Here is a 21,743-nt window from a genome sequence, read left to right on the forward strand (position 1 = left end):
GGCCGGCGGTGCGCAACGGGGGTTTTGCCCCCACGGCTTTAACAAAACCCTTGCCACCGGCCCTTTCCTTCCTTAACGAAAAGCAAAACCTGCCCGCCGCCGGGGCCGTTGCTCCTGAGGTTTAGACGCAATTCTATAGATTTGGCGCACTGCAGGGGCATCACACCGGCCCCTGCCCGCCACACAACCGATGAAAAAGATCTTCCGCCTCTTCCTGGTTCTGCTCCTGGGCGCCCTGGGCACCCTGGCCCTCATCATCTTTTTCGTGATGAAGGGCGTCTTTGGTCCCCTGCCCTCCCTGGACGAACTGAAAAACCCCAGCCTGATGCAGGCCTCCCAGGTATTTGCCGCCGATGGCACGCTGATGGGCAAATACTACCGCCAGGGCGGCAACCGCAGTAATGTCAACTACAAGGATATTTCGCCCTACGTGGTCGACGCCCTGGTGGCCACCGAGGACGAACGCTTCTACCGGCACTCCGGCATCGACACCCGTGCCACCCTGCGGGCCATCTTCCTGCTGGGCAAGGAAGGCGGCGGCAGCACCCTCACCCAGCAGCTCGCCCTCAACCTGTTCCACGAGCGCCGGGCCACCAACATCGCTTCCCGCCTGATCGAAAAACTAAAGGAATACATCATTGCCAGCCGCCTGGAAGAGCAGTTCTCCAAGCAGGAGATCCTGACCCTTTACCTGAATACCGTTCCCTTCGGCGATAATATCTACGGCATCCGCTTCGCCGCCCGTACCTTTTTCCAGAAAGAGCCCCTCCAGCTGAAGCGCGAGGAGGCCGCCGTGCTGGTGGGCATGCTGAAGGGCAACTCCATTTATAACCCCCGCCTGCATCCCGACAAGGCCAAAGAACGCCGCAACGTGGTGCTGGGACAGATGGAAAAGAATGCCATGATCTCCGCCACCGAAACCCGCCGCCTGAAGGCCCTGCCCCTGGTGCTGAACTATAAAAAGCTGGACGAGAACAACGGCATCGCCCCCTACCTGCGCGAAGTGCTGAAGGACGAGATCGACGACGCCCTGGAGGGTATGGGCAAGCCGGACGGCGGCGCCTACAGCGTGTACGAGGACGGCCTGCGCATTTACACCACCATCGACCCGCGCATGCAAACCTATGCCGAGGAAGCGGTGCAGCAGCAGATGCCCATCCTGCAGGCGGCCCTCAACCGCCAGCGCAACATCCGCTCCGGCGGCGTATGGAGAGGCCACGAGAACGTGCTGGAAGCGCAGATGCGTACCTCCGAACGCTGGCGCCATATGGCGGATGAAGGATTTACCGACGCCGAGATCAAGAAAGCCTTCAAGCGCAAAGTTGCCATGAAGGTTTTTTCCTGGAACGGCAGGCGGGAGAAGGACACCCTGATGTCGCCCCTGGACTCCATCAAGTACCACCGCCAGATGCTGCAGACCGCCTTTATGGTGATGGAGCCGCAGGGCGGCGCCGTAAAAGCCTGGGTGGGCGGCATTAACTACAAAACCTGGAAATTCGACCACGCCAACCTCAAAACCAAGCGCCAGGTGGGCTCGTCCATCAAGCCGCTGCTGTATGCACAGGCCATGGAGGAGCTGGGCTACCGGGCCAACACCACGGTGCTGGACCAGCAGCAGGACTTTGGCGGCGGGCGCCTGGTGCCGGCCACCGCCCAGTCGGTTTCGGGCGATACCATGGCCATGGCCTCGGCCCTGGCCTATTCGCGCAACGGCGCCTCGGCCTATATCATGAAGCAGGTGGGCCCCGACCAGTTCAGCCGCTTCCTGAAGCGCACCGGCCTGCCCACCAAAATTGACCCGCACCCCTCCATTGCCCTGGGTACCTGCGACCTGTCGCTCTACGAAATGATGTGGGCGTATTCCATCTTCCCCGGCGCCGGCGTTTCCACCCGTCCCTACATCATCAGCCGCATCGAGGACCGCAACGGCAAGGTGCTCCGCGACTTCGACCAGGAAAAGCAGCGCCAGCGGGTGATCAGCGAGGAAACGGCCTACCGTATGTGCCGCATGATGGAGGGCACGGTCACCTTCGGCACCGCCAAAGGGCTGATGGACCGGCTGGGCGCGCTGGAGATGGGCGGCAAGACCGGCACCACCAACGACAATGCCGATGCCTGGTTCATGGGCTATACGCCCCAGCTGCTGGCCGGCACCTGGATCGGCTGCGACGACCGCTTCATCCGCATTGAAAGCGGGCTGGGGATGGGCTCGCAGGCGGCACGCCCCCTCTGGGAAGCGTTTTTCAAAAAAATATATGCCGACGGCCGCCTGGGCATTCGCACGGATGCCGTCTTCCATAAACCGGAAAGCATTATCCAGGAAGAACAACAGCAGCAGTCGGACAGCTCGGTTATCCAGGAACTGATGGATGCGGGCCTGATGGGCAACGGCACGGAAGGCGAAGCGCACCCGGCCGACACCTATACCATCCCGGGTGAAGACGGCAACCGTGCGCCGAACGGCAATAACCGGGGCGGCCGGAAAGACCGCCCCGCCGGCGCGGCACCCCGTATCGGCGACCCGCACGACCAGCCGCAGGAAAAGAAAAAAGGCTTTTTCCGCCGCCTGTTCGGCAAGGATGAGTAAGACTGCACAATTATCGGAACGCCCTGGCGTTTACCTTTATACAAGCGGCCGGACCCTGTCCGGCCGCTTGTTGTTGGTACGCCTTTGGCCACCCTAAAAGAAAAGCATATGCCTTACCAATCCGAAGGTCCCGGTACCTGGAACTACCTGGTCCGGCTGACCGGCAAAACACTTTTTATCCTGGGCCTGGTACTGCTGGTCCTTGGGCTCCTCTCCGGCTTCTGGCCGGCGCCCGCCTTTATTTTGCTGCTGTTGCTGGGGGCCGCTCTCCTCTCCGCCCCCGGATTCGCCCCGTTCAAAATGGTGCCTGTCCGCTTTTCGGAGGAACGGGTCAGGGGTGCCCTGCTCCGGGCGTTTTCGCCCCCGGCCACCCGCCTCTTTTTCCACGTACTGAAGACGGCCCTGCTGACTTTCCTGGCCCTGACCGCCGCCTCCGTCCTGCTGTTGTTACTGGCCCAGGGGCCGATCAAAAAAAGAGATACCCGGGCCGATGGCCGGGAGATGACCGGTGCGCTGCAACGCTATTACCAAAAAACCGGCCGCTACCCCGCCAGCCTGTCGGAGCTGATCGGCAACAATCCCATGCGGCAGGGCTGGAAATCGGATGGCTGGGGCCGGGCCTACCAATACCGCCTTTCCCCGGACGGGACCGACTACCTGCTGACGTCCGCCGGAAGTGATGGCCGGTTCCGTACCGGCGACGACCTTGTTTTTCATTATTAAGGGGAGGCAGGCAGCTCCATATCGTTAAAACCTTCTGCCATGATCCACGAATTCCGGGTAGCCCTGCTCTGGAAAGTCATGCTGTGCATCATCCTGGGCCCCCTGCTGTTCCTTTTCGGCCGCCTGGGCCTGTCCGTTTTGGAGCGCCGCTCCACGGACCCGGTGGACCAGTTCCTGCTGTTCCTGTCTGGGGCGGTAGTAGCCTATAGCGCCTGGCGGCTGCTGGCCTGCTTCCGCGAAAAGCTCATCATCTCCGACCAGGGGGTCACCCGGGTCAGCGCCTTTGCTACCCGCGAGTTGCCCTTTGACCGGGCCACCGGCTTCTTTTGGCGCGGGGACCGGGCATTCATCCTGCCTGCGGAAGGAGGCTATCCCCGCATCCGCGTACATCCGCGCCTGGAAAAAACACGCCAGATAAGGGAGTTGCTGTTGCGTCACCTGCCCGACCTGGACCTCCTCCGCCATCAGCAACACGAGGAACAGCTGCTGAACGATGAGTCGCTGGGAACCACCCGCGAGGAGCGGAAAGCAAAGCTGGAGTCGGGCGGTAGCTTTATCCTCCTTCTCGGCACGCTGGGCCTGGGCAGTATGATCTGGCTGTTCCTGTTTCCGGTTCCCTATGGGCCGGCCCTGGCCGTTGGCCTGCTGCTACCTTTGTCGGTACTGGCGGCCCCCGCCCGCTACCTGGAGCCACCCCTGCGCCGCAAGCGGGGACGAAAGTCCTTTCCCCTGGTGCTCCTACCCCTGGCCTTCCCGACCCTGGCGCTCGTATACCGGGCCGTGACCGACTTCCACCTGGTTAGTTACCGTCCCCTGCTGCAACCGACCGGCGTGCTGACGCTGTTGCTGACGGTGGCCTTTGCCCTCCGGCTGGGCGGTGGCCTCCCGCGTCAGTACCGGAAGTTCTCCTCTTTTATGTACCTGCTGTTTGTGGTGGCGGCCTACAGCTTCTGCGCCTGCATTTTTGCCAATTGCCTGCCGGATGATTCGCAGGCCAGGAAGTATACGACCACCGTGATGGAAAAACGAAAAACACACCGGAGGCGGCATACCTCCTACCGCCTTACGCTGTCCCCATGGGCACGCATGAATAAACCGGAGGAAATAACGATCCCCCACGCCCAGTGGAATAAGTTTCAAAAGGGTGACATCGTGCATCTTTACCTACGGCGGGGGAGCCTTCGGGCACCCTGGTACGAAATACGAAAATGAATGAATGCCAGGCTTTGCTATTTGAAAGAATGTTATGATTGGGCTTTGAAAAGAGTCTTTTTGTTTGATAGTGTCCTAAGGGTATCGATATTCTTCTACTTTTTGTCTTGGAAACAAAAAGTAGCAAAAAATTCAAGGCTGCCCGATGCTCCGCCGGGCAGCCGAGGCCCACGCACAATTGGGGCACATCCATTATTTGCCTCGAATATTTCCGGTCCTTCGAAGAGTTCGGCGTGCTGTTAGAAAAGCGTGAAGGCGCTGCATTTAGCCTAATCATTCATTACAGTAGAAAGAAACGTTAGGTCCGGCTAAATGAGGCGCGTGACCATCAAGCTCTTCCTAGCTCGTACAGTCATTTACTGCACAGGCATGGGCGCTGCCCATGTTTTTGCGATGGCTGTTTTTCTACAAACAGGTTTGGGCGCTGCCCAAACGAATGCTAACGGGATGAAATTCGTTGTTGTCATTTCTTTCCATATTTCCTTTCGAAATAACATTATCGGGAATACCACGATCATTTGGGCAGCGCCCATGCCTGTGAAGTAAAAGAATGCACGAGCCTGTAAAAACTTAAAGGTCACGCGCCTCATTCCGCCGGACCTAACGTTTCTTTCTACTGTAATGAAGGGCAAGGCGGAATGCAGCGCCTTTACGCTTCTCTTAAAGCACGCCGAACTCTTCGAAGAACAATGAATATGCGAGGCAAATAATGGATGTGCCCCTCCTGTGCGTGGGCCTGTCGGCCCGGTCTCGCCCTAGGCGAGAGGGCCGACTTGAATTTTTTGCTACTTTTTGTTTCCAAGACAAAAAGTAGAAGAATATCGATACCTGTAGGACACTATCAAACAAATAGACTCTTTTCAAAGCCCAATCCAAGCACCATTTCAATTTCAGCACAGCCTTTGCAGCAGTTCAAAGGCAACCGGAACAAAAAAGCCAAAAACATGAACTATATCTACCGGGGCGACCGGCATACCGATCCCGTCTATAAAGGGAAACGCTGCGCAGCCGTGCTGCGGCCCGACGGCAAGTGCATCCGGGGCAAGAACGCCAACATGCTCGTACGCTTCGAAGACGGCCGGCCGGCCGTGGTACTGGCCCGGCAATTACGAAAAATCAAACCGGGCCAGGATTGATCGCTCACCGTTTCCCCTTCCTGCTTTACCTTCAAGCCCTGATGATAACCGTGCTGCAGATCATATTTGCCTTATCGCTGGTCCTGATGATCATCCTGTTTGTCTTCCGGCCCCGGACCCGGCATGTCCTTTCCTGGCCGCTCAACTACCAGGAACTGCTCCAGGACTATGTGCGCTTCTATGCCAACCTCGACGAAAAGGGCAAAAAGATTTTTGAGGATAAATTCAAAAAGTTCCTTTCCTCGGTAAAGATCACCGGCGCCCAGGCCGAAGTGGAAGACCTGGACCGGGTACTGGTCGCCGCCGCCGCGGTTATTCCCGTGTACTACATTCCCGACTGGGAATACATCAACCTGCGGGAAGTGCTGATATACCCGGGCAATTTCAATTTTGACTTCGAGCAGCAGGGATACAACCGGTCCGTAGCCGGCATGGTGGGCACCGGCGCCCTGGAAAACGTGCTGATCGTTTCCAAATGGCAGCTGCGCCAGGGCTTTATCCACAGCGCCAGCACCCAAAACACGGCCATCCACGAATTCGTGCACCTGATCGATAAAATGGACGGCACCCTGGATGGTGTGCCGGAAATTTTACTGGAACGCAAATACGTGGAGCGCTGGCGGCAACTCTTGGAGCGGACGATGGAGGAGATCCGGCAGGGCTATTCGGATATCGACCCCTACGGCGCCACCAGCCCGGTGGAATGCTTCGCGGTGATGGCCGAATACTTTTTCGAACAGCCCGAACAGTTCCAGGAACAGCATCCCGAATGGTCCGCACTGATGCAGCGGGTATTTATCCGGACCCCTGGTAGATAAAAGTCGGGCATTCGTCTATAAACCGGCACAGCCGGTAAACTTCCCCGCCGGCCTTCCTTCTCAGGTTTTTCATTTTCCAGATTTACCATTTATGATCTTGATGAACCTGAAGAACTTCCTGTTCGCCGGCGCCCTATGCGCCCTTGCGCTGGGGCAGGCCGGCTGTACGAAAGACAAGACCGAAGTGCTCGTAGCCACCGACCCCGCGGAAGGGGAAATCCTGGTGGCCCCATTTGAAGCGGGCAATTCCAAAAGCGGCAAACTGCTGGTATTGGACGCCTATGGCAACACGCTCAAAGAAAAGAAGACGGCCGCCGAGGCCCTGAATTTTCAGAAATGGGAGGTAGAGGGAACAGTCCGGTACACCTACCTGGAGCACAACACGAATACCTACGAGATCAACCCGCCATCTATTGTTCCGGCCTGGGGCGTGGTGCTGGACGAAAACCTGAACGAGATCAAAAGGATTTCCCTGCTGCCGTATAATGAGCGCACCGCCGGTGATCCGTCGGCCATCGACGCCCACGAGTTCATCTATCTCAATGACCACCATTTCATCACCATCGCTTATTTCGAAAAAGCCGTCAACAATATTCCCGCCTCGCTGAACCCTGTAACGAACTGCAAGGTGGTCGCCCCCATTATCCAGGAAATTGAAAACGACCAGGTGGTCTGGGAATGGGATGCCAGCCGGTTCCCTGAATTTTATGAGCAAAGCGTGGAAGGCAACCAGTTCAGCAATGCCGGAACGGTGCACGACTACATGCACCTGAATTCCGTTTTCATTGACCCCAATGATAACAATCTTATTTGTTCTTTCCGCAATACCAACCAGGTGGTGAAAATTAACCGCACTACCGGCGATATCCTCTGGCGGCTGGGCGGCACCAACAGCGACTTCCCGCTGGCGGCCGACCAAAAATTCCTGCGGCAGCACCATGCCACCTTAACCGACAACAACCAGACCCTCCTGCTTTTTGATAATGGCAACAAGGGCGAACGCGAATACAGCCGGGTACTGGAATTCCAGCTCGGCGAAGCGGAAAAGTCCATTCGGACCTACAAAGCTTTTCCCTTGCCCAACGGCATTTTTTCGCAGTTCATGGGATCGGTGCAAAAGATAGGCGACCGCTACTTTATCGGCTGCGGGTCGGAACCAAGGGTAATGGAGGTCAACTATAACACCGGCGCGATCAGTTATTTGATGCAGCTGGCCCTGCCCAGCTACCGCGCCTTTAAGTATTAAAAAGAACCCCCCTGTAGAAACAGAGGGGCGCATAAACGATAGCTGCCTAAAGCGACGCCACGGATGGATTCGAACCATCGTAGGAGGTTTTGCAGACCTCGGCCTTTCCACTCGGCCACGTGGCTGTAAAAAACGGTTGTACATCACCGGGGGTACACGTACACCAAGCGCCGAAGGTTATCCTGAATCATAGCCGGCCACAGGCGCAGGAATCAACCGCCGACCCCGTGCTGCAGGCCGGCCATGCTTCAGAATAGCCCATGAGGCAAAAGGAACGTTTGGGGAGGAGCGGCAAGGCCCCTCCGCCTGACGTTGTATCCTGTATCAGGAAAGAATCATTGGAGAAGACAATAGAAGCTCCCGGAAGACCGGAACGAAAATTCCACCGCCATACGGGATAAGAACAGGGATTGTTGCCGATTCATTGCTGTATACTTTAAGGGTGAATGTTTTGAGTAGTGCTGGCGGTTAACAGTACCCTTCAAAATCATCAGCAGACATAGTCTACCAAATCGGTAGACAAATATAACGCGAATGCCGCAAATCAAAGAATGTTTCGCGTCTTTTTTTTAAAAATTCCCTGTCCTGTTTTTAAAAATGTGCTGTAGTGTCCATGAAAGCTTCACTGTTCGCCTCCAGCCTTATGATTGTTGCTATGAAAAGACAAAAGGCCCAGGAACAAACAATATGTCCCAGTGCCCTTGGCCGTTTGGCAATGCGTCTTTCCCGGAAATTATTGCTTCAAAAACCTCAGGGGCGGGCGGTTCTCCATCACCAGGATATACGAACCAGCGGGAAGGCAGGCAACACGTACCGGAGAAGGATCAAATAAACAAATTAAAATGCAACGGCTTTTTATGGTTATCTTAAGGCGGAAAGTAAGCAGCTATGGAAATGTGGACCCCTATAACACTGGAGGAACTGGAATCGATGATGGCCCGGCACCAGGCAGAAATGGATTCCAAGCAGCTTCGGCTTTGGTCACTCATACGGACACCTCCGGTCAAATGGTCCGAAGACGAATACGGCAATGAGGGCGGAGGCTTTTGGGTAGTTGGCCTTTTCGGAAATTATGTATTATGGTATAATGACATCGAGGAGGGATTCAATATCGGGACCTACACGGTTTACGGAAAGATTGACGAGTATGCCTGCGAACAATACCACCTGAACCATTCCGTTAATCAAATTTATTGGCTTATTGAGGCCGGGATTTATCCATCCTTCCCAAAAGAGAAGCTTCTGGGCGATTAGGCGAAGGCCGTTACGCATCCTCGGATAAATGCCTGACCACGTACCCCGGAATTGTATTCCGGGAAAGTACACTTCATTCTAAGGAACCCAACAGGTTGATTTGTCTTTACCCGGAATGCAATTCCGGGGTACGTGGTCAGACTTCAAAAAGACGATGCACGGCACCGTTAGGTGCCACCTGTTTATAGAAACCTCCATTGGAAAGAGTCCGGGCTCCATGGGAGCCCCCTGTGAAAACCGGAGGGCATCAATACCGGAAGGGAAATGGCTTATTTCCACAGGGCGCTCCTCCGGAGCGATGTTCCTCCCGTTGTAGGTTTTCTATAAACAGGGGGCACCTACGGCGCCTAAAATATATTACAGTAGCCCTTCTCCTAGAAGCCGTTATTCGACAATCCGAGCTGTTTGCGCATATCCACTAACAAGCTGAATTGCTCCTCAACGAGGATGGCTTTCCGGGAAACCTTGTTGATATCTTTGCCTTCTTTGGTCCAGAGGTAAGGAAAAAAGCTGTAGGTGCGGTTGCTCTCCAACTGGGCCACTTCCGCCTGCCAGCCCTTCCAGCGCAGTTCTTTGTAAAAATCGGCCAGGTCGCCATTGAAGCAAAAGTTTAAAAACTGGGTGTAGGTCAGGTCCAGCCGCTCCCATTCGAGGTTGTCGGGCGAGAGGTAATAGATCTTGCCGGGATCGCCTCCCAGAGCCCCGCCATTGAGCGCAAAGAACCCGCCGGCGGCATCATCGGCGATTAACAGGAATGAAGGCGGCTGGCCGAACTCTTTGAAGGACTTCCCTTTATTCCAATCCGGAAGCGACCGGTTCAGCCGTCTGTGTCCTGAGCCGAGGATTCGGATCCAGCCGCCATCGACCAACAGTCCGCCCGTAGCATAGATGATGGCGCCCATGGGGGAACGAGAAGTAACCTGGGTTTTATAAAGGGCATCGCCGGCTTTCGCCGTATCGGCGGGCAGAATTTCTACTTTGTTTTTGGCGGCAGTGATCCACTGCTGCACCAGCGGCCAGCCGGGATCGGCTTTATTGACCAGTTGGTTCAAAGGGCGCATGTTGTTTTGCGCAACCGCAGTAAGGGCAAACAGGGTAAAAAGCAAAGAAGCAATTCGTTTCAGCATGGGAATAAATAAATCAGGAACGCAAAAGTACGGGAACGCTAAGACCCGCTGCCTTTCCGGATCACCTCTTCCTGGCGGGGCACAAACTCCCTCCCGTCCGGAAGGCGGACCCGCTCCACCACGAACACGAATTTGATGTGGACGAACGGCATCCAGAAATCATCGCAGCGGGGCGCCGGGTTGTAGCTGCGCAGCCAGATGCCCGCTTCAGTGCCGGGACCGTCGTGAAGCGCACAGCAGCTTTTCAGCAGGCAATACTGAACGCCCCCATCGTCGAGGATCACTATGATGGGACGGTGCAAAGGGATATCCGCTACACTTTTCATTGGCAGCCAGCGCCCCAGCACCAGGCTGCCCCCGGGAATGGACCGGTCGGTCCCATCCGTCATGCTGTCGCCGATATTAGGGAACCAGGCATAGGTTTCGCCTTCCACCATGCCGGGAGCCTCTAAATAATATTTAGGCGCTCCCAGGGCGGCTGCCAGTTCCTCTTTGTCCTTTTTGGGTGTATTGGCCTTCATGGAAACATACTGTTCCCGAAGGTACCTTTATTTTCGCTCCCTCCTGCCCTAGCGGCCTCCGCCGGGACAGTGCTCCTGCAAATAGCGGGTAAACAACTGCGATAAATGCTGCGACGTGCCCGGCCCCTCATTGATGCTGTGGGTGCGGTTCGGATAACTCATCATCTGGAAATACCTCCCCTGCTTGATCAATTCGTTGATCAGCTGCTCGGTGCCCTGGTAATGCACATTGTCGTCGCCGGTACCGTGGATCACCAGAAGATTGCCCTGCAGGTTTTTCGCATGGGTGATGGGCGAGCCTTTCAAAAAGTCCTCCCGGTTCTCTTGTGGCAGCCCCATATAGCGCTCCTGGTAAATGTTGTCGTAGAGCAGCTGGTTGGCCACGGGCGCAATGGCAATGCCGGTCTTATAGATCTGCGGGTACTGGAACAGGAGGTTCAGGGTAGTGGAACCGCCGCCGCTCCAACCCCAGACCGCAATGCGGCCCGTATCGACAAAGGGCCACTGCAGGATCTTTTGCGCCGCCCCGGCCTGGTCGCGGATATTGACGGTGCCGATGTTGCGGTAGATGGCCTTGCGCCAGGCAGCGCCTTTCGGAGCCGGCGTTCCCCGCCCGTCGAGGCTTATCTGGATATAGCCGTCCGCCGCCATATTGCCCCGGTACAGGCGGGTGCCCGCACTGCCGTCGGCATCCTTTACCGTGGCGCCGGCAGGTTCGGCATACACGTAAAACAATACGGGATATTTTTTGGAAGAATCAAAGTTGTCGGGAAGGATCATCCATCCATCCATCGTTACGCCTTCTTCGGTGGTTACCTGGAACAGGCGGATGTCGCGGTCCTGTTGCGGCTGCAGCTGCGCGGCCAGCGGCTTGATGGTTTTATGGTCCGCCACCCGGATCCATTCGGAAACCCGTTGTCCCCGGAGGTTCGAAAAATTATGGGTGGCATAAGTAGCCGAAGGGCTCAGGGAATAGTCGTGCGTGCCCTGCTGCGCCGCCGGCGACACCAGTTCCAGCTCTTTCTTCCCGTCCAGGCGTACCCGGTACAGGTATTGTTGGGTGGCCTGCTTCGGGGAGGCGGTAAAATAAATGTAGCCTCCTTTTTCGTCCACCGCTTTCAGCTCGATCACGTCATAGTTGCCGCGGGTCAGCAGCACTTCTTTCCCTTTTTTGTCCAGCCGGTACAGGTGGCGCCAGCCGTCCTTTTCCGACACCCACAAAAACTCCTCCCCTCCTTTCAGCCAGTCCCAGCCGGTAGGGTCGTCGCTCCAGCGCGCCTTGACGTCGATCCAGGCGGCATCTTTTTCGGAATAGATCAGGGTGGCCTCCCCGGTGGCCGGCTGGCACCGGAATATTTTGGCTTCGTTTTGTTTGCGGTTCAACTGCTCCAGCACCAGCTCACGGCCGTCGACGGCCCATTCCATGCGGGGAATATAATGCTGGCGGGCGTCTCCCGGCACCTGCATCCACCGGGTGCTGCCTGTTTCCAGGCTGACCACGCCTACCCGGGCGGCGGAAGGATCTTCGCCGGCCTTGGGGTATTCCACCGGCACGGTAAAGGAGTAGAGTGAATCCGTGTTGTTGATCATCAGAAAATTGCGGATGCTGCGGGCATCCACCTGCCAGTAGGCGATCTGCCGGCTGTCGGGGCTCCAGCGGAAGCCGTCGCGGCAGTCGAACTCCTCCTCATAGGCCCAGTCGAAGGTGCCGTTGATCACCCGGCTGCTGCCATCGGTGGTCAGTTGCCGTACGGCTCCGGAGGCCACCTCTTCCACGTACAGGTTATGCTCGCTCACATAGGCCACCTTACTTCCGTCGGGAGAAAACTTGGCGAACATCAGCGAGGAGGCGGGCCGCCCTTTTCCCAGCTGCCGCAACGAACGGGCCGGCTTGTCCCACAGCCAGTAATCGCCCCGGGTATCCTGGCGCCATACTTTTTGGGTATGGGTGTACAACAGCGCCCGGCTGCCGTCGGCCGTGAAATAAAAATTGCGGACCGACAATGCCCTCCCGCCTCCGGGCGGGACCAGCCCCAGGGAATCCACCACCACCGACCGCTGGAAAGAAGGCAGCTGGTACCGGACGATCGCGTTGCCCTCCAGGGCAAAATAACCGCTGCCATCCGCCGCCCATTTGACACCCCGCAGGGATTGCGCCGACAGCGGTTGCAGGAAGAAGGAAAAGAAAGCTATAAGAAAGAGTTGCGTGATTTGCTTCATAAAATCAGGAGCATCAATGAGGAAAAAACAGGTCAGCTCGGCTGCACCTGCACGGGTTGCACATAATACATCTTTTCAATGGCTGCCGAATCGAACAGGGAGACTTCGGAAGGTTTCAGGGCGGCGCTTTTCCATTTTTCGGAAGGAATGATCTTGCGGCGGGCCGCCCCGTTTTTCAATACCAGGGGCAGGTTAAAACCCTCCACGCAGTTGGCATAACGGTAAAAAACCCGGCTGCGGTCGGCGGAGAAATAATACTCCAGCCGCGGCACCTGCGTCGTCCGGAGGTACTGGTCGAACACCTTGCGGTAATCGTAGCCCCCCTTTCGGGAAATATACCCTTCCACCTGCTGCGCCGTCACGGTCTGGTGGTAGAAGGCCGCATTCATCCCCCGCATGATGTTGCGGAACAGCGCATCGTTATCCAGGCTGTGGCGGATGGCGTGGAGCATGTTGCCGCCCTTGGGATACATGTCGCCGCTGCCCTGCCGGTTCACACCGTATTCGGGAATAATGGGCTTGTCGTTGCGGATGCCTTTGCGGGTACCCCAGTTGTATTCGTTGCCGGCCTGCCTGCCGAAAATATAATCCACGAAAAGGGTTTCGCTGTAGTTGGTAAAGCTTTCATGGATCCACATGTCCGCCAGGTCCTTGCTGGTGATATTGTTGCCGAACCATTCGTGCCCGCTTTCGTGGATCACGATAAAGTCCCACTTCAGGCCCCAGCCGGTTCCCGAGCCATCGCGCTGGCGGTAGCCGGGCTTGTACCAGTTGCCATAAGCCACCGCGCTCTGGTGCTCCATGCCGGTATGCGGCACGTCCACCAGCTTGTAGCCGTCCTCGTAAAACGGGTAAGGGCCGAACCAGTGCTCAAAAGCGTTCAGCATGTTCCGCACTTCTTTGGGCAGGTAATCCTTTGCCTTGGCCTCGTTGTAATCCAGCACCCAGTAATCCAGGTCCAGCTTTCCCTTCTCGCCTTTATGGGTTTCCGAAAAATGCTCGTATCTGCCGATATAGGGGATAAGGTTGTAATTGTTGATCGGGTTGACCACGCGCCACTTGTAGGAAGCCGTGCCGTCGCCGTTGTTCTTTTGGGATTCCAGCCGGCCGTTGGCCACGGCCACCAGCGTATCGGGAACGACCATTTCCAGGGAAGCTCCTTTGTCGGGTTCATCGCTCTGGTGGTCCTTGCAGGGATACCAGACCGAGGCGCCCAGTCCCTGGCAGGTGACCGTCATCCAGGGGCGGCCCAGAGAGTCTTTGGCAAAGGTCCAGCCGCCGTCCCAGGGCGCCCGTACGGCCTCGCGGGGGGCGCCGCTGTAGTAAACGGTCACCGCGTTCACCGAACCCGCCTTTTGCGCCGGCACGGACAGGTGCCAGGCCGCCCCTTCTTTACTAAAAGCCAGGCGTTGCCGGTCAAGAAGGACGCTATCGATGCGCAAGGGCTCCTGCAGGTCGACCTGCATTTTTTGCCCGCCCGCATTTTTCAACACCTTGTAGGTGATCCGGTTGTGGCCGGCGATGGTTTTTTGCGTATAATCGGGACAAACCCGGATGTCATACTGCTGCACGTCCCACCACGACCGTTCCGCCGTGATGCTGCCGCGGAGCGTATCGGCACGGCTGAAGGATTTCTCCGCAGCTCCCTGCGAAAGGCCGATCAAGGGCGCCGCCAGGCAAAAGAAGAGGGCTGTCTGTAGTTTCATGTTCCTGCAATTGAGTCATTAAACGATCCTTAGTTTTCCGAGAGGACGGCCGCCCAGCCGCCGCCCGGCTGCATGTTGATTTCCAAAAAACCGCCGCCGGCAACCGTGGCGGTGGACAGGGTATGATCCTGGGCGTACTTGTCGGCATTGGGGCCGTCGGCCAGGATCTCGGCCGAATAAGAACGGCCTTTTTCCAAAAAGTCCAGATTCAGTTTCAGGGTACGCCCCGTCCAGTTGGTCATGGCGCCAATATACCACTTGTTGCCTTTGCGGCGGGCCACCGCCACGTATTCGCCGATCTTTCCTTCCAGCGGGACCGTAGCATCCCAGGTGGTGGGGAATTGGGCGATAAAGCGGGTGCAGGCGGGTTCCTGCAGGTAATTGGAGGGGTTGTCGGCCAGCATCTGCAGCGGGCTTTCATAAACCGCGTACATGGCCGCCTGATGCGCCCGGGTGCCGAGGCTCATGGGCGAATTGTAGCGGATATGAAAATCCTTCAGGCGGGCATTGTGCATGGCCCCCGGCGTAAAGTCCATGCCCCCCAGCACCATGCGGGTAAAGGGCAGGGTCACTTCGTGGGGCGGTGTGGCTTCGTCGTTGCTCCACTTGTAGTTTTCCAGTCCCCGCACCCCTTCGTAGGTCAGGATGTTGGGGTATTTGCGGTCAAGGCCCACGGGCTTGTAGGCGCCGTGCAGGTCGAGCAGCAGCTTGCGCGCCGCCGCCTTTACCGCCACCCTTTCGTAGAAGTTGACCATGTACTGGTCGGCCCGGGCCATGAAGTCGACCTTCACGCCTTTGACGCCCCAGGCGGCAAACTGGTCGAGCACCCGGTCCATATCGCGGTCGAGCGGCTGCCAGAGGGCCCACAGGATCACGTCCACCCCTTTGGTCTTTCCGTACTGCACCAGTTCGGGGATGTCGATGGAATCGCGGGGGTGCAGCAGGTCCCAGGTGGTTTTGGACCAGCCTTCGTCCAGCACGATGTATTCGAGGCCGTATTTGGCGGCAAAATCAATGTAGTACTTGTAGGTGGTGTTGTTGATGCCCGAGCGGAACGGCACGCCGTAGATGTTGTTGTCGTTCCACCAGTCCCAGGCTACCTTGCCGGGTTTGATCCAGCCCGTTTCGGGCAGCACGCTGGGCGACGCCAGCTGGTAGACGAGGTTGTTGGACAGCAGGTCCTTGTCGTCGGCTGCCACCATCACCAGCCGCCAGGGAAAGGCCCGCTTGCCCGCTGTGCGGGCAATATAGGCTTCGTTCTCCACGATACGGGTGGTGCGGTCGCCCTGCAGGCGTTCTTTTTTGATCACCTTCGGAAAGCCGCCCGCAACGGCCGGCCCGCCACTTCCGAAGAAAAACAGGTTGGAATAATCCAGCAGGTCCGCCTCGGTCAGCAGCATCCGCGACCCCCTGGGCGTGGCCATATAAAGCGGCAGGCCGCAATGCTCGTCGCGGGAATAGGCCGACAGGGCGGTATCCTTGAAAATAAGCTCGAAATGGGATAAAAACTCCTTGTTCTTTTCCGTGCCCCAGAAGACGCGGTTGTCCTGGGGAAAGCGGACCGCCACGGTTTCGTGGGTAACGTTGATGGAATCGGGAAAAGCCGTTTCGAAGCGGTAGGCCGCCCCGTTGTCGTAGGCGCGGAACAGCAGGGCGTGGCCGCTTTTGAACTGCAGCCGCAGCTCTTTGTAGTGGTCGCGGATCTGCTTTTGCCGCACGGCCACCACTGCCTCGATCTGCTGGTCCACGGCAGTGGTCTTCGCCGTCTTCACCTGTTCACGGTATCCTACAAACGGTTTTCCTTCTATATCCATCCCGGCCACGGCATTCTGCACCAGGGTTTCGCTGCCGTTCTTCAGGCTCCAGCGGATGCTGTCGCCCACCGAAACGGAAACCTGGATCTTCCCGCCCGGCGCCGCCAGGGTAAAGGTTTTCTGTGCCGCCACCCGGCCCGCCCCTGCTGCCAGCAGCAGGGATAAAACGATTCTTTTGTAATTGCTCCACATGTTGTTGAAATTTATGGGTGCACCAGCACGGTAGCATCCGGTGCGGTTCCTGTTAGTTGGATCTGGTAAGGCCATTGTTCGTCATTCTCGTCCTTGCCGTCGGACAGGTGTTCCCAATGCTCCGTCGGGGCGCCGCTCACCACCAGCCATAAATATTTGGTGCCCTTGGGAATCTTGAAGGTGCTGGTGCCCTCCGCCGCAGCCTCCGTCTTTCCGTATACCCGGCTGCCGTCTTCCCGAACGGCCACAAAGCCATAGCGCCACCCCGCTTTTTCCGTTTTCATAGTGCGAAAACCCTCCGTTCCGGCCAGGCCCCGGAACCGGAGCGTTACCTTGGTGCCCCCTGCCGGCACCTGCAGCTGGATGCCGTTGTAGCCGTAATTCTGCGGGCAGTGGGATGCAGCGATCCGGAACCACCCCTCCGGCTGGGCGTTCAGGGAGGTTTTATGCTGGTTGGCATAGCGGGCCGCCACTTTTTCCACCCGGGGCAGGTCCCAGGTGATAAAGCGCCGGTAGGCGTCAAAGAGCTCGTCGTTGAACTGCTGCTGGCTGATGCCCGTCAGCCTTTTGTAGGCCATCACGGCGTCCTCGCCTTTTTCGGCTTTGCGCCACAGTTTGCCGATAAAGTCGATGCCGTGTTTTTGCGCCCAGTATTCCAGCACATAAGGCGAATGGTATTGGTTGGTCTCGTGCAAAAAGGCGTAGTGCGTTTTTTTCATGAAATCCACCAGGTGGTAGTTCTCAAAGGTCATCCACTCGGGGTACACCTGCCACAGCATGAACTGGGAGGTCATTTCGAAGATCGACTGCCCGCGGCTGCCCTCGGGGGCGGAGGTAAAGCCCCAGGCGCCGTCGGCGCTCACCAGGTATTGAAACGAATGTCCCAGCTCGTGGGCCAGGGCCCCGTAGGGTGCTTTGTTCATCCGGGCGGCGGGCGTCCACAGCACGCCGATCTTTTTTTCCGCTCCGCCGCCGAAGGCCGTGCCGCCTTTGCCGCCGATGACATAGAACAGTACTTTATAGCGATCGGTCACCGACCGGCCTTTCTCCACGAATCGGAGCTTATTGACATAACAATCGTAAAAGCGTTCGCATTCCTGCAGCGCCTCTTTGATCAAAAAGCGCTTTGAAGGGTCAGGGTTCAGGGCCGGGTCTGCCCCAAACTCTTTCGACCAGAACAGGGCCAGGTTTTCCGACTGGGCCATGCGGCTGTAGCTGAATTCACTGGTGTCCTGGTCGTAACGGTTCTGTTCCGGCACCCGCCACACTTTGGGCGGCAGGTACAGTTCCTTTCCTCCTTCCTTGCGGGTCGTATCCCCGGGCATCCCGGCGGCAGCCTGCGGCTGGTGGATCTCTTTTCCGGCAGCGGGCAGTGCCAGCGCACCGAGCAAAAACAGGTTGATAACACTCCTTTGAATAAGCATGCGTAAAGTTACTCGCAGATGCAACTGCTGCCTTCGGGGCGCCTTCCAGCTTTTTAGCCGATACTAGACGGATTTTAGCACCGGCCCGCCGCCAGGCGGCAAACAGGTAAAACAATTATATAATAATTGACGACAATCATTGTATTTTACAAAAAACAGGCAACATTTTAACCATTTTTCGTGTTGAAAACTATATAATTGCAGCAATTATTGTAAGTTTAACCCAGATCGCCGTATGAAATTTCAATTTAAATTTTTTATCTATGAAAATTTTGGAATTTACCCTACCGGCCCCTGAGGACAAGACCATCATCACTAAAGAAGAAAGCCTGCCGGAGTTTTACCCGCACCTGCACCGCCACAACGAAGTACAGATCACCTGGATCCTGGAGGGCGCCGGCACACTGGTAGCCGACAACAACATGCACCCTTTTCACAACAACGAGATCTACTGGATCGGCGCCAACCAGCCGCACGTATTCCGCAGGGAGCATACCCCTTCGGAGCCGGCCGCTCCCAAAAGCATGCATACGCTGAACATATTTTTTAATATAGATACGCAGCTGGCTTCTTTCTTTTCCATACCCGAAGTAAAGCACCTGAAACACTTTGCCGGGCAGCACCATTCCGGCTTCCGCGTACCCCAGCTTCGTGTGCCCGACATCTCCAAAAAGATGCGCCGCATCAACGAAACCAGCGGGCTGGAACAGTTCCTGAATTTCGTGGACCTGCTCAAACACCTCTCCTCCTGCGACGGCCTGCAGCCGCTGTCTTCCGAATCCAGGAGTGGGGCTCACAACGAGCACGAAGGACTCCGCATCGCCACCATCTACAATTATATCCTGCAGCATTACCAGCGGCAGATCACGCTGGAGGAAGTGGCCGGCATCGCCTGCATGACGCCACAGGCCTTTTGCCGCTATTTTAAAAAATACACGAACCATACCCTCGTGTCCTTCATCAACGAAGTGCGGATCAACGAAGCCCGCAAAATGCTGCTGGACCACCAATGCGACAGCATCGCCTCGGTAGCCTACAATACGGGCTTCAACAGCATCACCAACTTCAACCGGGTATTTAAAAAGATCGTGAAAAAATCACCCAAGGAATTCATCGACTGCTTTTACCAGAAAGTCATCAGCCAGGCAAGTATTTTGGAATAAGAAAACCTTCAACGCACTTTACATAAATAACGGGACTGGTATTCTCGGGGCGAGATACCCAGCGTGGATTTGAAGACGCGGTTAAAATTAGTGATGCTGTTAAAGCCGCAGGCATAGGCTACGGAAGCCACGCTGTCGTAATCGCCGCCGACCAGCATTTTGCAGGCCTCGTTGATCCGCACCTCGTTCAGGAAAGAAACAAACGTCATGCGGGTACGTTTTTTAAAATACCGGCAAAAGGTCTGGGGCGTCATGAAGGCGGCCGCCGCCACTTCTTCCAGCGTCAGCTCCCGGCTGTAGTGCTGAAGAATGTAATGGTAAATGTTGCCGATGCGCGCCCCTTCGGACTCGCTCAGCGAACCCGCCTGCACATCGCTTGAAAGCGGCACCAGGTGGTCCAGCTCGCTGAGCGCTTTCAGCAGGTCAAAAAACTGTAAAAGCCGGTCCAGCCCGCCGGCATTGCGCAGGCCCAGGACGCGGCCCGCAATGGCGCCGAAGGCGGATGCCGGCACCTTGAAGCCGCTGTAATAGCTGCCGAAAAAGGAATGCACGCCTTTGAGCTCCGGCAGGTCGAACAGGGGCGCCAGGTTGCCGCCGGTATTGAAAAACAGGGTCAGGGAATGGATGGTCTGGTTCCGGCTTTCGTCAAAATAGGAAGCGTCGCTTTTAAAGACATGGGGCATGTTGGCGCCGATCAGGTAGATCTCGTTGGCACAGAAAGCATGCATGTGACTTCCCACCAGCAGCGTTCCTTCTCCCCGCAGCACAAAGGTCAGCTGCACTTCTTCGTGGCGGTGCAGGTGCGGGTAAAAATGCGGGAGCACTTCGTCCAGGACGATCACGGTCTTGTCGTGGGCTACAGGAATGGTAAAGGGCAATACTTTCATAGGGCGGAAGTATAAGTGATCCGAAAAATATAGCTTCAATTTACAGCTTCCTCCCCTACAGCCGCTTCCGCGGTTAATTTTCGCTTATTACTCGTCAATATTCTCCCAGCCGCCAAAGCCTGTAAAAGACACGCCTGTAACTAACTTCATCACCTATAAGAAACCATATACTGCATGGAAAAAAATACCCCCACCTTCAAGCCCTCGCTTCGCCTGCTCGACGCCACCATGATCGTGGCCGGCTCCATGATCGGCTCCGGCATCTTTATCGTCAGCGCCGACATCACCCGCAATACCGGCAGCGCCGGCTGGCTGCTGGTCGTCTGGCTGATCACCGGGCTGATGACCCTTACCGCCGCCCTCAGCTACGGCGAACTCAGCGCCCTGTTTCCCCAGGCCGGCGGACAATATGTATACCTGAAGGAAGCCTACAACCCTTTGATCGGCTTTCTTTACGGCTGGAGCTTTTTCGCCGTCATCCAAACCGCCACCATCGCCGCCGTCGGCGTGGCCTTCGCCAAATTCACCGCCTACCTGGTGCCCGCCCTCAGCGAAGACCTCGTGGCCCTGGACCTGGGATTTCTGACGGTATCGCCGGCGCAGCTGCTGTCGCTGGCGGTGATCACCCTGCTTACCTACATTAATACCCGCGGCATCAAAAGCGGCAAGCTGATTCAAACCGTGTTCACCCTCACCAAGCTCCTGAGCCTCTTCGGACTGATCCTCTTCGGACTGCTTTCCTTAAAACCCGAGGTATGGCAGGCCAACTGGGCGCACGCCTGGGACATGCACCGGCTGAACCCCGACGGCTCCACTATTTCGTACACCACCCTGGCGTCCCTGGGCGCTATTGCCGCCGCTATGGTGGGCTCGATCTTCAGCAGCGACTCGTGGAACAACGTCACCTTTATTGCCGGCGAGGTCAAAAATCCGAGGCGCAACGTCGGCCTCAGCCTGTTCCTGGGCACCCTGCTGGTTACGCTTATTTACGTGGCCACCAACCTGGTGTATGCAGGCATACTGCCGCTGCAGGAGATCGCCTCCGCCGACAAGGACCGCGTGGCCGTAACCGCCGCCCAGGGTATCTTCGGCACTGCCGGCACCATCACCATCGCCCTGATGATCATGATCTCCACCTTCGGCTGCAACAACGGCATTATCCTGGCCGGCGCCCGGGTGTATTATACGATGGCGAAGGACGGCCTGTTCTTCAAAAAAGTAGGTTCGCTGAATAAAAATGCGGTACCGGAACACGCCCTCTGGCTGCAATGCCTGTTTGCCGGCGCCTGGTGCCTGAGCGGCCGCTACGGCGACCTGCTGGACATGATCTCCTTCGTGGTGGTGGGCTTTTACATGCTGACCATTGCGGGCATCTTCATCCTCCGCAAAAAACGTCCCGACGCCCACCGCCCCTATAAAGCCTTCGGCTACCCGGTGCTGCCCCTTTTGTACATTGTTATGGGACTGGCCTTCTGCGGCCTGCTGATCGCCTACAAGCCCAAATTCACCTGGCCCGGCCTCATCATAACGTTGTTAGGCATCCCTATTTATTACCTGGCGCTGGCGAAAAAAAGAGGTACGAAGTACGAGGTAAGCGGTACGAAGTATGAAGTCCCCGAAACGAAGTACGAAGTAAAAAACGAGGAAGCCTGAAGTATAAAATGAACCTGTCTTACAGCATAAAGGTGCCGTTGTTCCAACGGCACCTTTTTT

General features: G+C 56.8%; 17 protein-coding genes and 1 tRNA gene. 10 read left to right on the top strand and 8 right to left on the bottom strand.

The genetic code is table 11. The features are described from left to right. Window positions 1-190 precede the first annotated feature (190 nt). The 7 genes from V9K67_RS17625 to V9K67_RS17655 all read left to right on the top strand — a co-directional run bounded on the left by V9K67_RS17625 (window position 191) and on the right by V9K67_RS17655 (window position 7,722). Window positions 191-2,587: a transglycosylase domain-containing protein gene (locus V9K67_RS17625; RefSeq protein WP_336724650.1), complete on the top strand. Its 2,397-nt coding sequence runs from the start codon at window positions 191-193 to the stop codon at window positions 2,585-2,587. A gap of 108 nt (window positions 2,588-2,695) precedes the next feature. Next, window positions 2,696-3,310: a type II secretion system protein GspG gene (locus V9K67_RS17630; protein WP_336724653.1), complete on the top strand. Its 615-nt coding sequence runs from the start codon at window positions 2,696-2,698 to the stop codon at window positions 3,308-3,310. Between the two features lie 39 nt (window positions 3,311-3,349). Next, entirely contained in the window at window positions 3,350-4,522 is a 1,173-nt protein-coding gene (locus tag V9K67_RS17635; protein WP_336724656.1) for a hypothetical protein, read from the top strand. 321 nt (window positions 4,523-4,843) lie between these two features. Then, window positions 4,844-5,068, top strand: coding sequence for a hypothetical protein (locus V9K67_RS17640; RefSeq protein WP_336724659.1), 225 nt, complete (start codon window positions 4,844-4,846; stop codon window positions 5,066-5,068). 398 nt (window positions 5,069-5,466) lie between these two features. Beyond that, a complete protein-coding gene (locus V9K67_RS17645) occupies window positions 5,467-5,658 on the top strand; it encodes a hypothetical protein (protein WP_336724664.1) in 192 nt (63 codons plus the stop codon). 41 nt (window positions 5,659-5,699) lie between these two features. After that, window positions 5,700-6,476 carry a M90 family metallopeptidase gene (locus V9K67_RS17650; RefSeq protein WP_336724667.1) on the top strand — a complete coding sequence of 259 codons (777 nt, stop codon included), beginning with the start codon at window positions 5,700-5,702 and terminating at the stop codon, window positions 6,474-6,476. 91 nt (window positions 6,477-6,567) lie between these two features. Then, window positions 6,568-7,722, top strand: coding sequence for an arylsulfotransferase family protein (locus tag V9K67_RS17655; RefSeq protein WP_336724670.1), 1,155 nt, complete (start codon window positions 6,568-6,570; stop codon window positions 7,720-7,722). A 54-nt stretch (window positions 7,723-7,776) separates the two neighbouring features. Here V9K67_RS17655 and V9K67_RS17660 read toward each other — a convergent pair. Beyond that, window positions 7,777-7,847, bottom strand: a tRNA-Cys gene (locus V9K67_RS17660). Window positions 7,848-8,610: 763 nt separating this feature from the next. On the opposite strand from V9K67_RS17660, the gene V9K67_RS17665 reads away from it, so the two are divergent. Further along, window positions 8,611-8,976 carry a hypothetical protein gene (locus V9K67_RS17665; protein WP_336724672.1) on the top strand — a complete coding sequence of 122 codons (366 nt, stop codon included), beginning with the start codon at window positions 8,611-8,613 and terminating at the stop codon, window positions 8,974-8,976. 374 nt (window positions 8,977-9,350) lie between these two features. Here the strand turns inward: V9K67_RS17665 and V9K67_RS17670 are convergent, their stop codons facing one another. The 6 genes from V9K67_RS17670 to V9K67_RS17695 form a co-directional block, all read right to left on the bottom strand. Further along, entirely contained in the window at window positions 9,351-10,037 is a 687-nt protein-coding gene (locus tag V9K67_RS17670) for a DUF2625 domain-containing protein (protein ID WP_336724675.1), read from the bottom strand. 104 nt (window positions 10,038-10,141) lie between these two features. Continuing rightward, window positions 10,142-10,624 carry a hypothetical protein gene (locus V9K67_RS17675; RefSeq protein WP_336724676.1) on the bottom strand — a complete coding sequence of 161 codons (483 nt, stop codon included), beginning with the start codon at window positions 10,622-10,624 and terminating at the stop codon, window positions 10,142-10,144. 48 nt (window positions 10,625-10,672) lie between these two features. Further along, the gene (locus tag V9K67_RS17680; protein WP_336724677.1) at window positions 10,673-12,844 is read right to left on the bottom strand and encodes a S9 family peptidase; all 2,172 of its coding nucleotides are present in this window, start codon (window positions 12,842-12,844) and stop codon (window positions 10,673-10,675) included. Between the two features lie 32 nt (window positions 12,845-12,876). Further along, window positions 12,877-14,550, bottom strand: coding sequence for a M1 family metallopeptidase (locus V9K67_RS17685; RefSeq protein WP_336724678.1), 1,674 nt, complete (start codon window positions 14,548-14,550; stop codon window positions 12,877-12,879). Between the two features lie 29 nt (window positions 14,551-14,579). Next, a complete protein-coding gene (locus V9K67_RS17690) occupies window positions 14,580-16,556 on the bottom strand; it encodes a glycoside hydrolase family 97 protein (RefSeq protein ID WP_336724680.1) in 1,977 nt (658 codons plus the stop codon). An 11-nt stretch (window positions 16,557-16,567) separates the two neighbouring features. Further along, the gene (locus V9K67_RS17695; protein ID WP_336724681.1) at window positions 16,568-17,980 is read right to left on the bottom strand and encodes a DUF6055 domain-containing protein; all 1,413 of its coding nucleotides are present in this window, start codon (window positions 17,978-17,980) and stop codon (window positions 16,568-16,570) included. 263 nt (window positions 17,981-18,243) lie between these two features. On the opposite strand from V9K67_RS17695, the gene V9K67_RS17700 reads away from it, so the two are divergent. Beyond that, the gene (locus V9K67_RS17700) at window positions 18,244-19,143 is read left to right on the top strand and encodes an AraC family transcriptional regulator (protein ID WP_336724684.1); all 900 of its coding nucleotides are present in this window, start codon (window positions 18,244-18,246) and stop codon (window positions 19,141-19,143) included. Window positions 19,144-19,151: 8 nt separating this feature from the next. Here the strand turns inward: V9K67_RS17700 and V9K67_RS17705 are convergent, their stop codons facing one another. Next, window positions 19,152-20,030 (bottom strand): AraC family transcriptional regulator, encoded by an 879-nt coding sequence (locus tag V9K67_RS17705; RefSeq protein WP_336724686.1) that lies wholly within the window; start codon window positions 20,028-20,030, stop codon window positions 19,152-19,154. 174 nt (window positions 20,031-20,204) lie between these two features. Between V9K67_RS17705 and V9K67_RS17710 the strand changes: the two genes are divergently transcribed. Then, window positions 20,205-21,683: an APC family permease gene (locus tag V9K67_RS17710; RefSeq protein ID WP_336724689.1), complete on the top strand. Its 1,479-nt coding sequence runs from the start codon at window positions 20,205-20,207 to the stop codon at window positions 21,681-21,683. Window positions 21,684-21,743: the final 60 nt, after the last annotated feature.

This window comes from Huijunlia imazamoxiresistens, from assembly GCF_037132455.1.
Taxonomy (GTDB): Bacteria; Bacteroidota; Bacteroidia; order Chitinophagales; family Chitinophagaceae; genus Flavisolibacter; species Flavisolibacter imazamoxiresistens.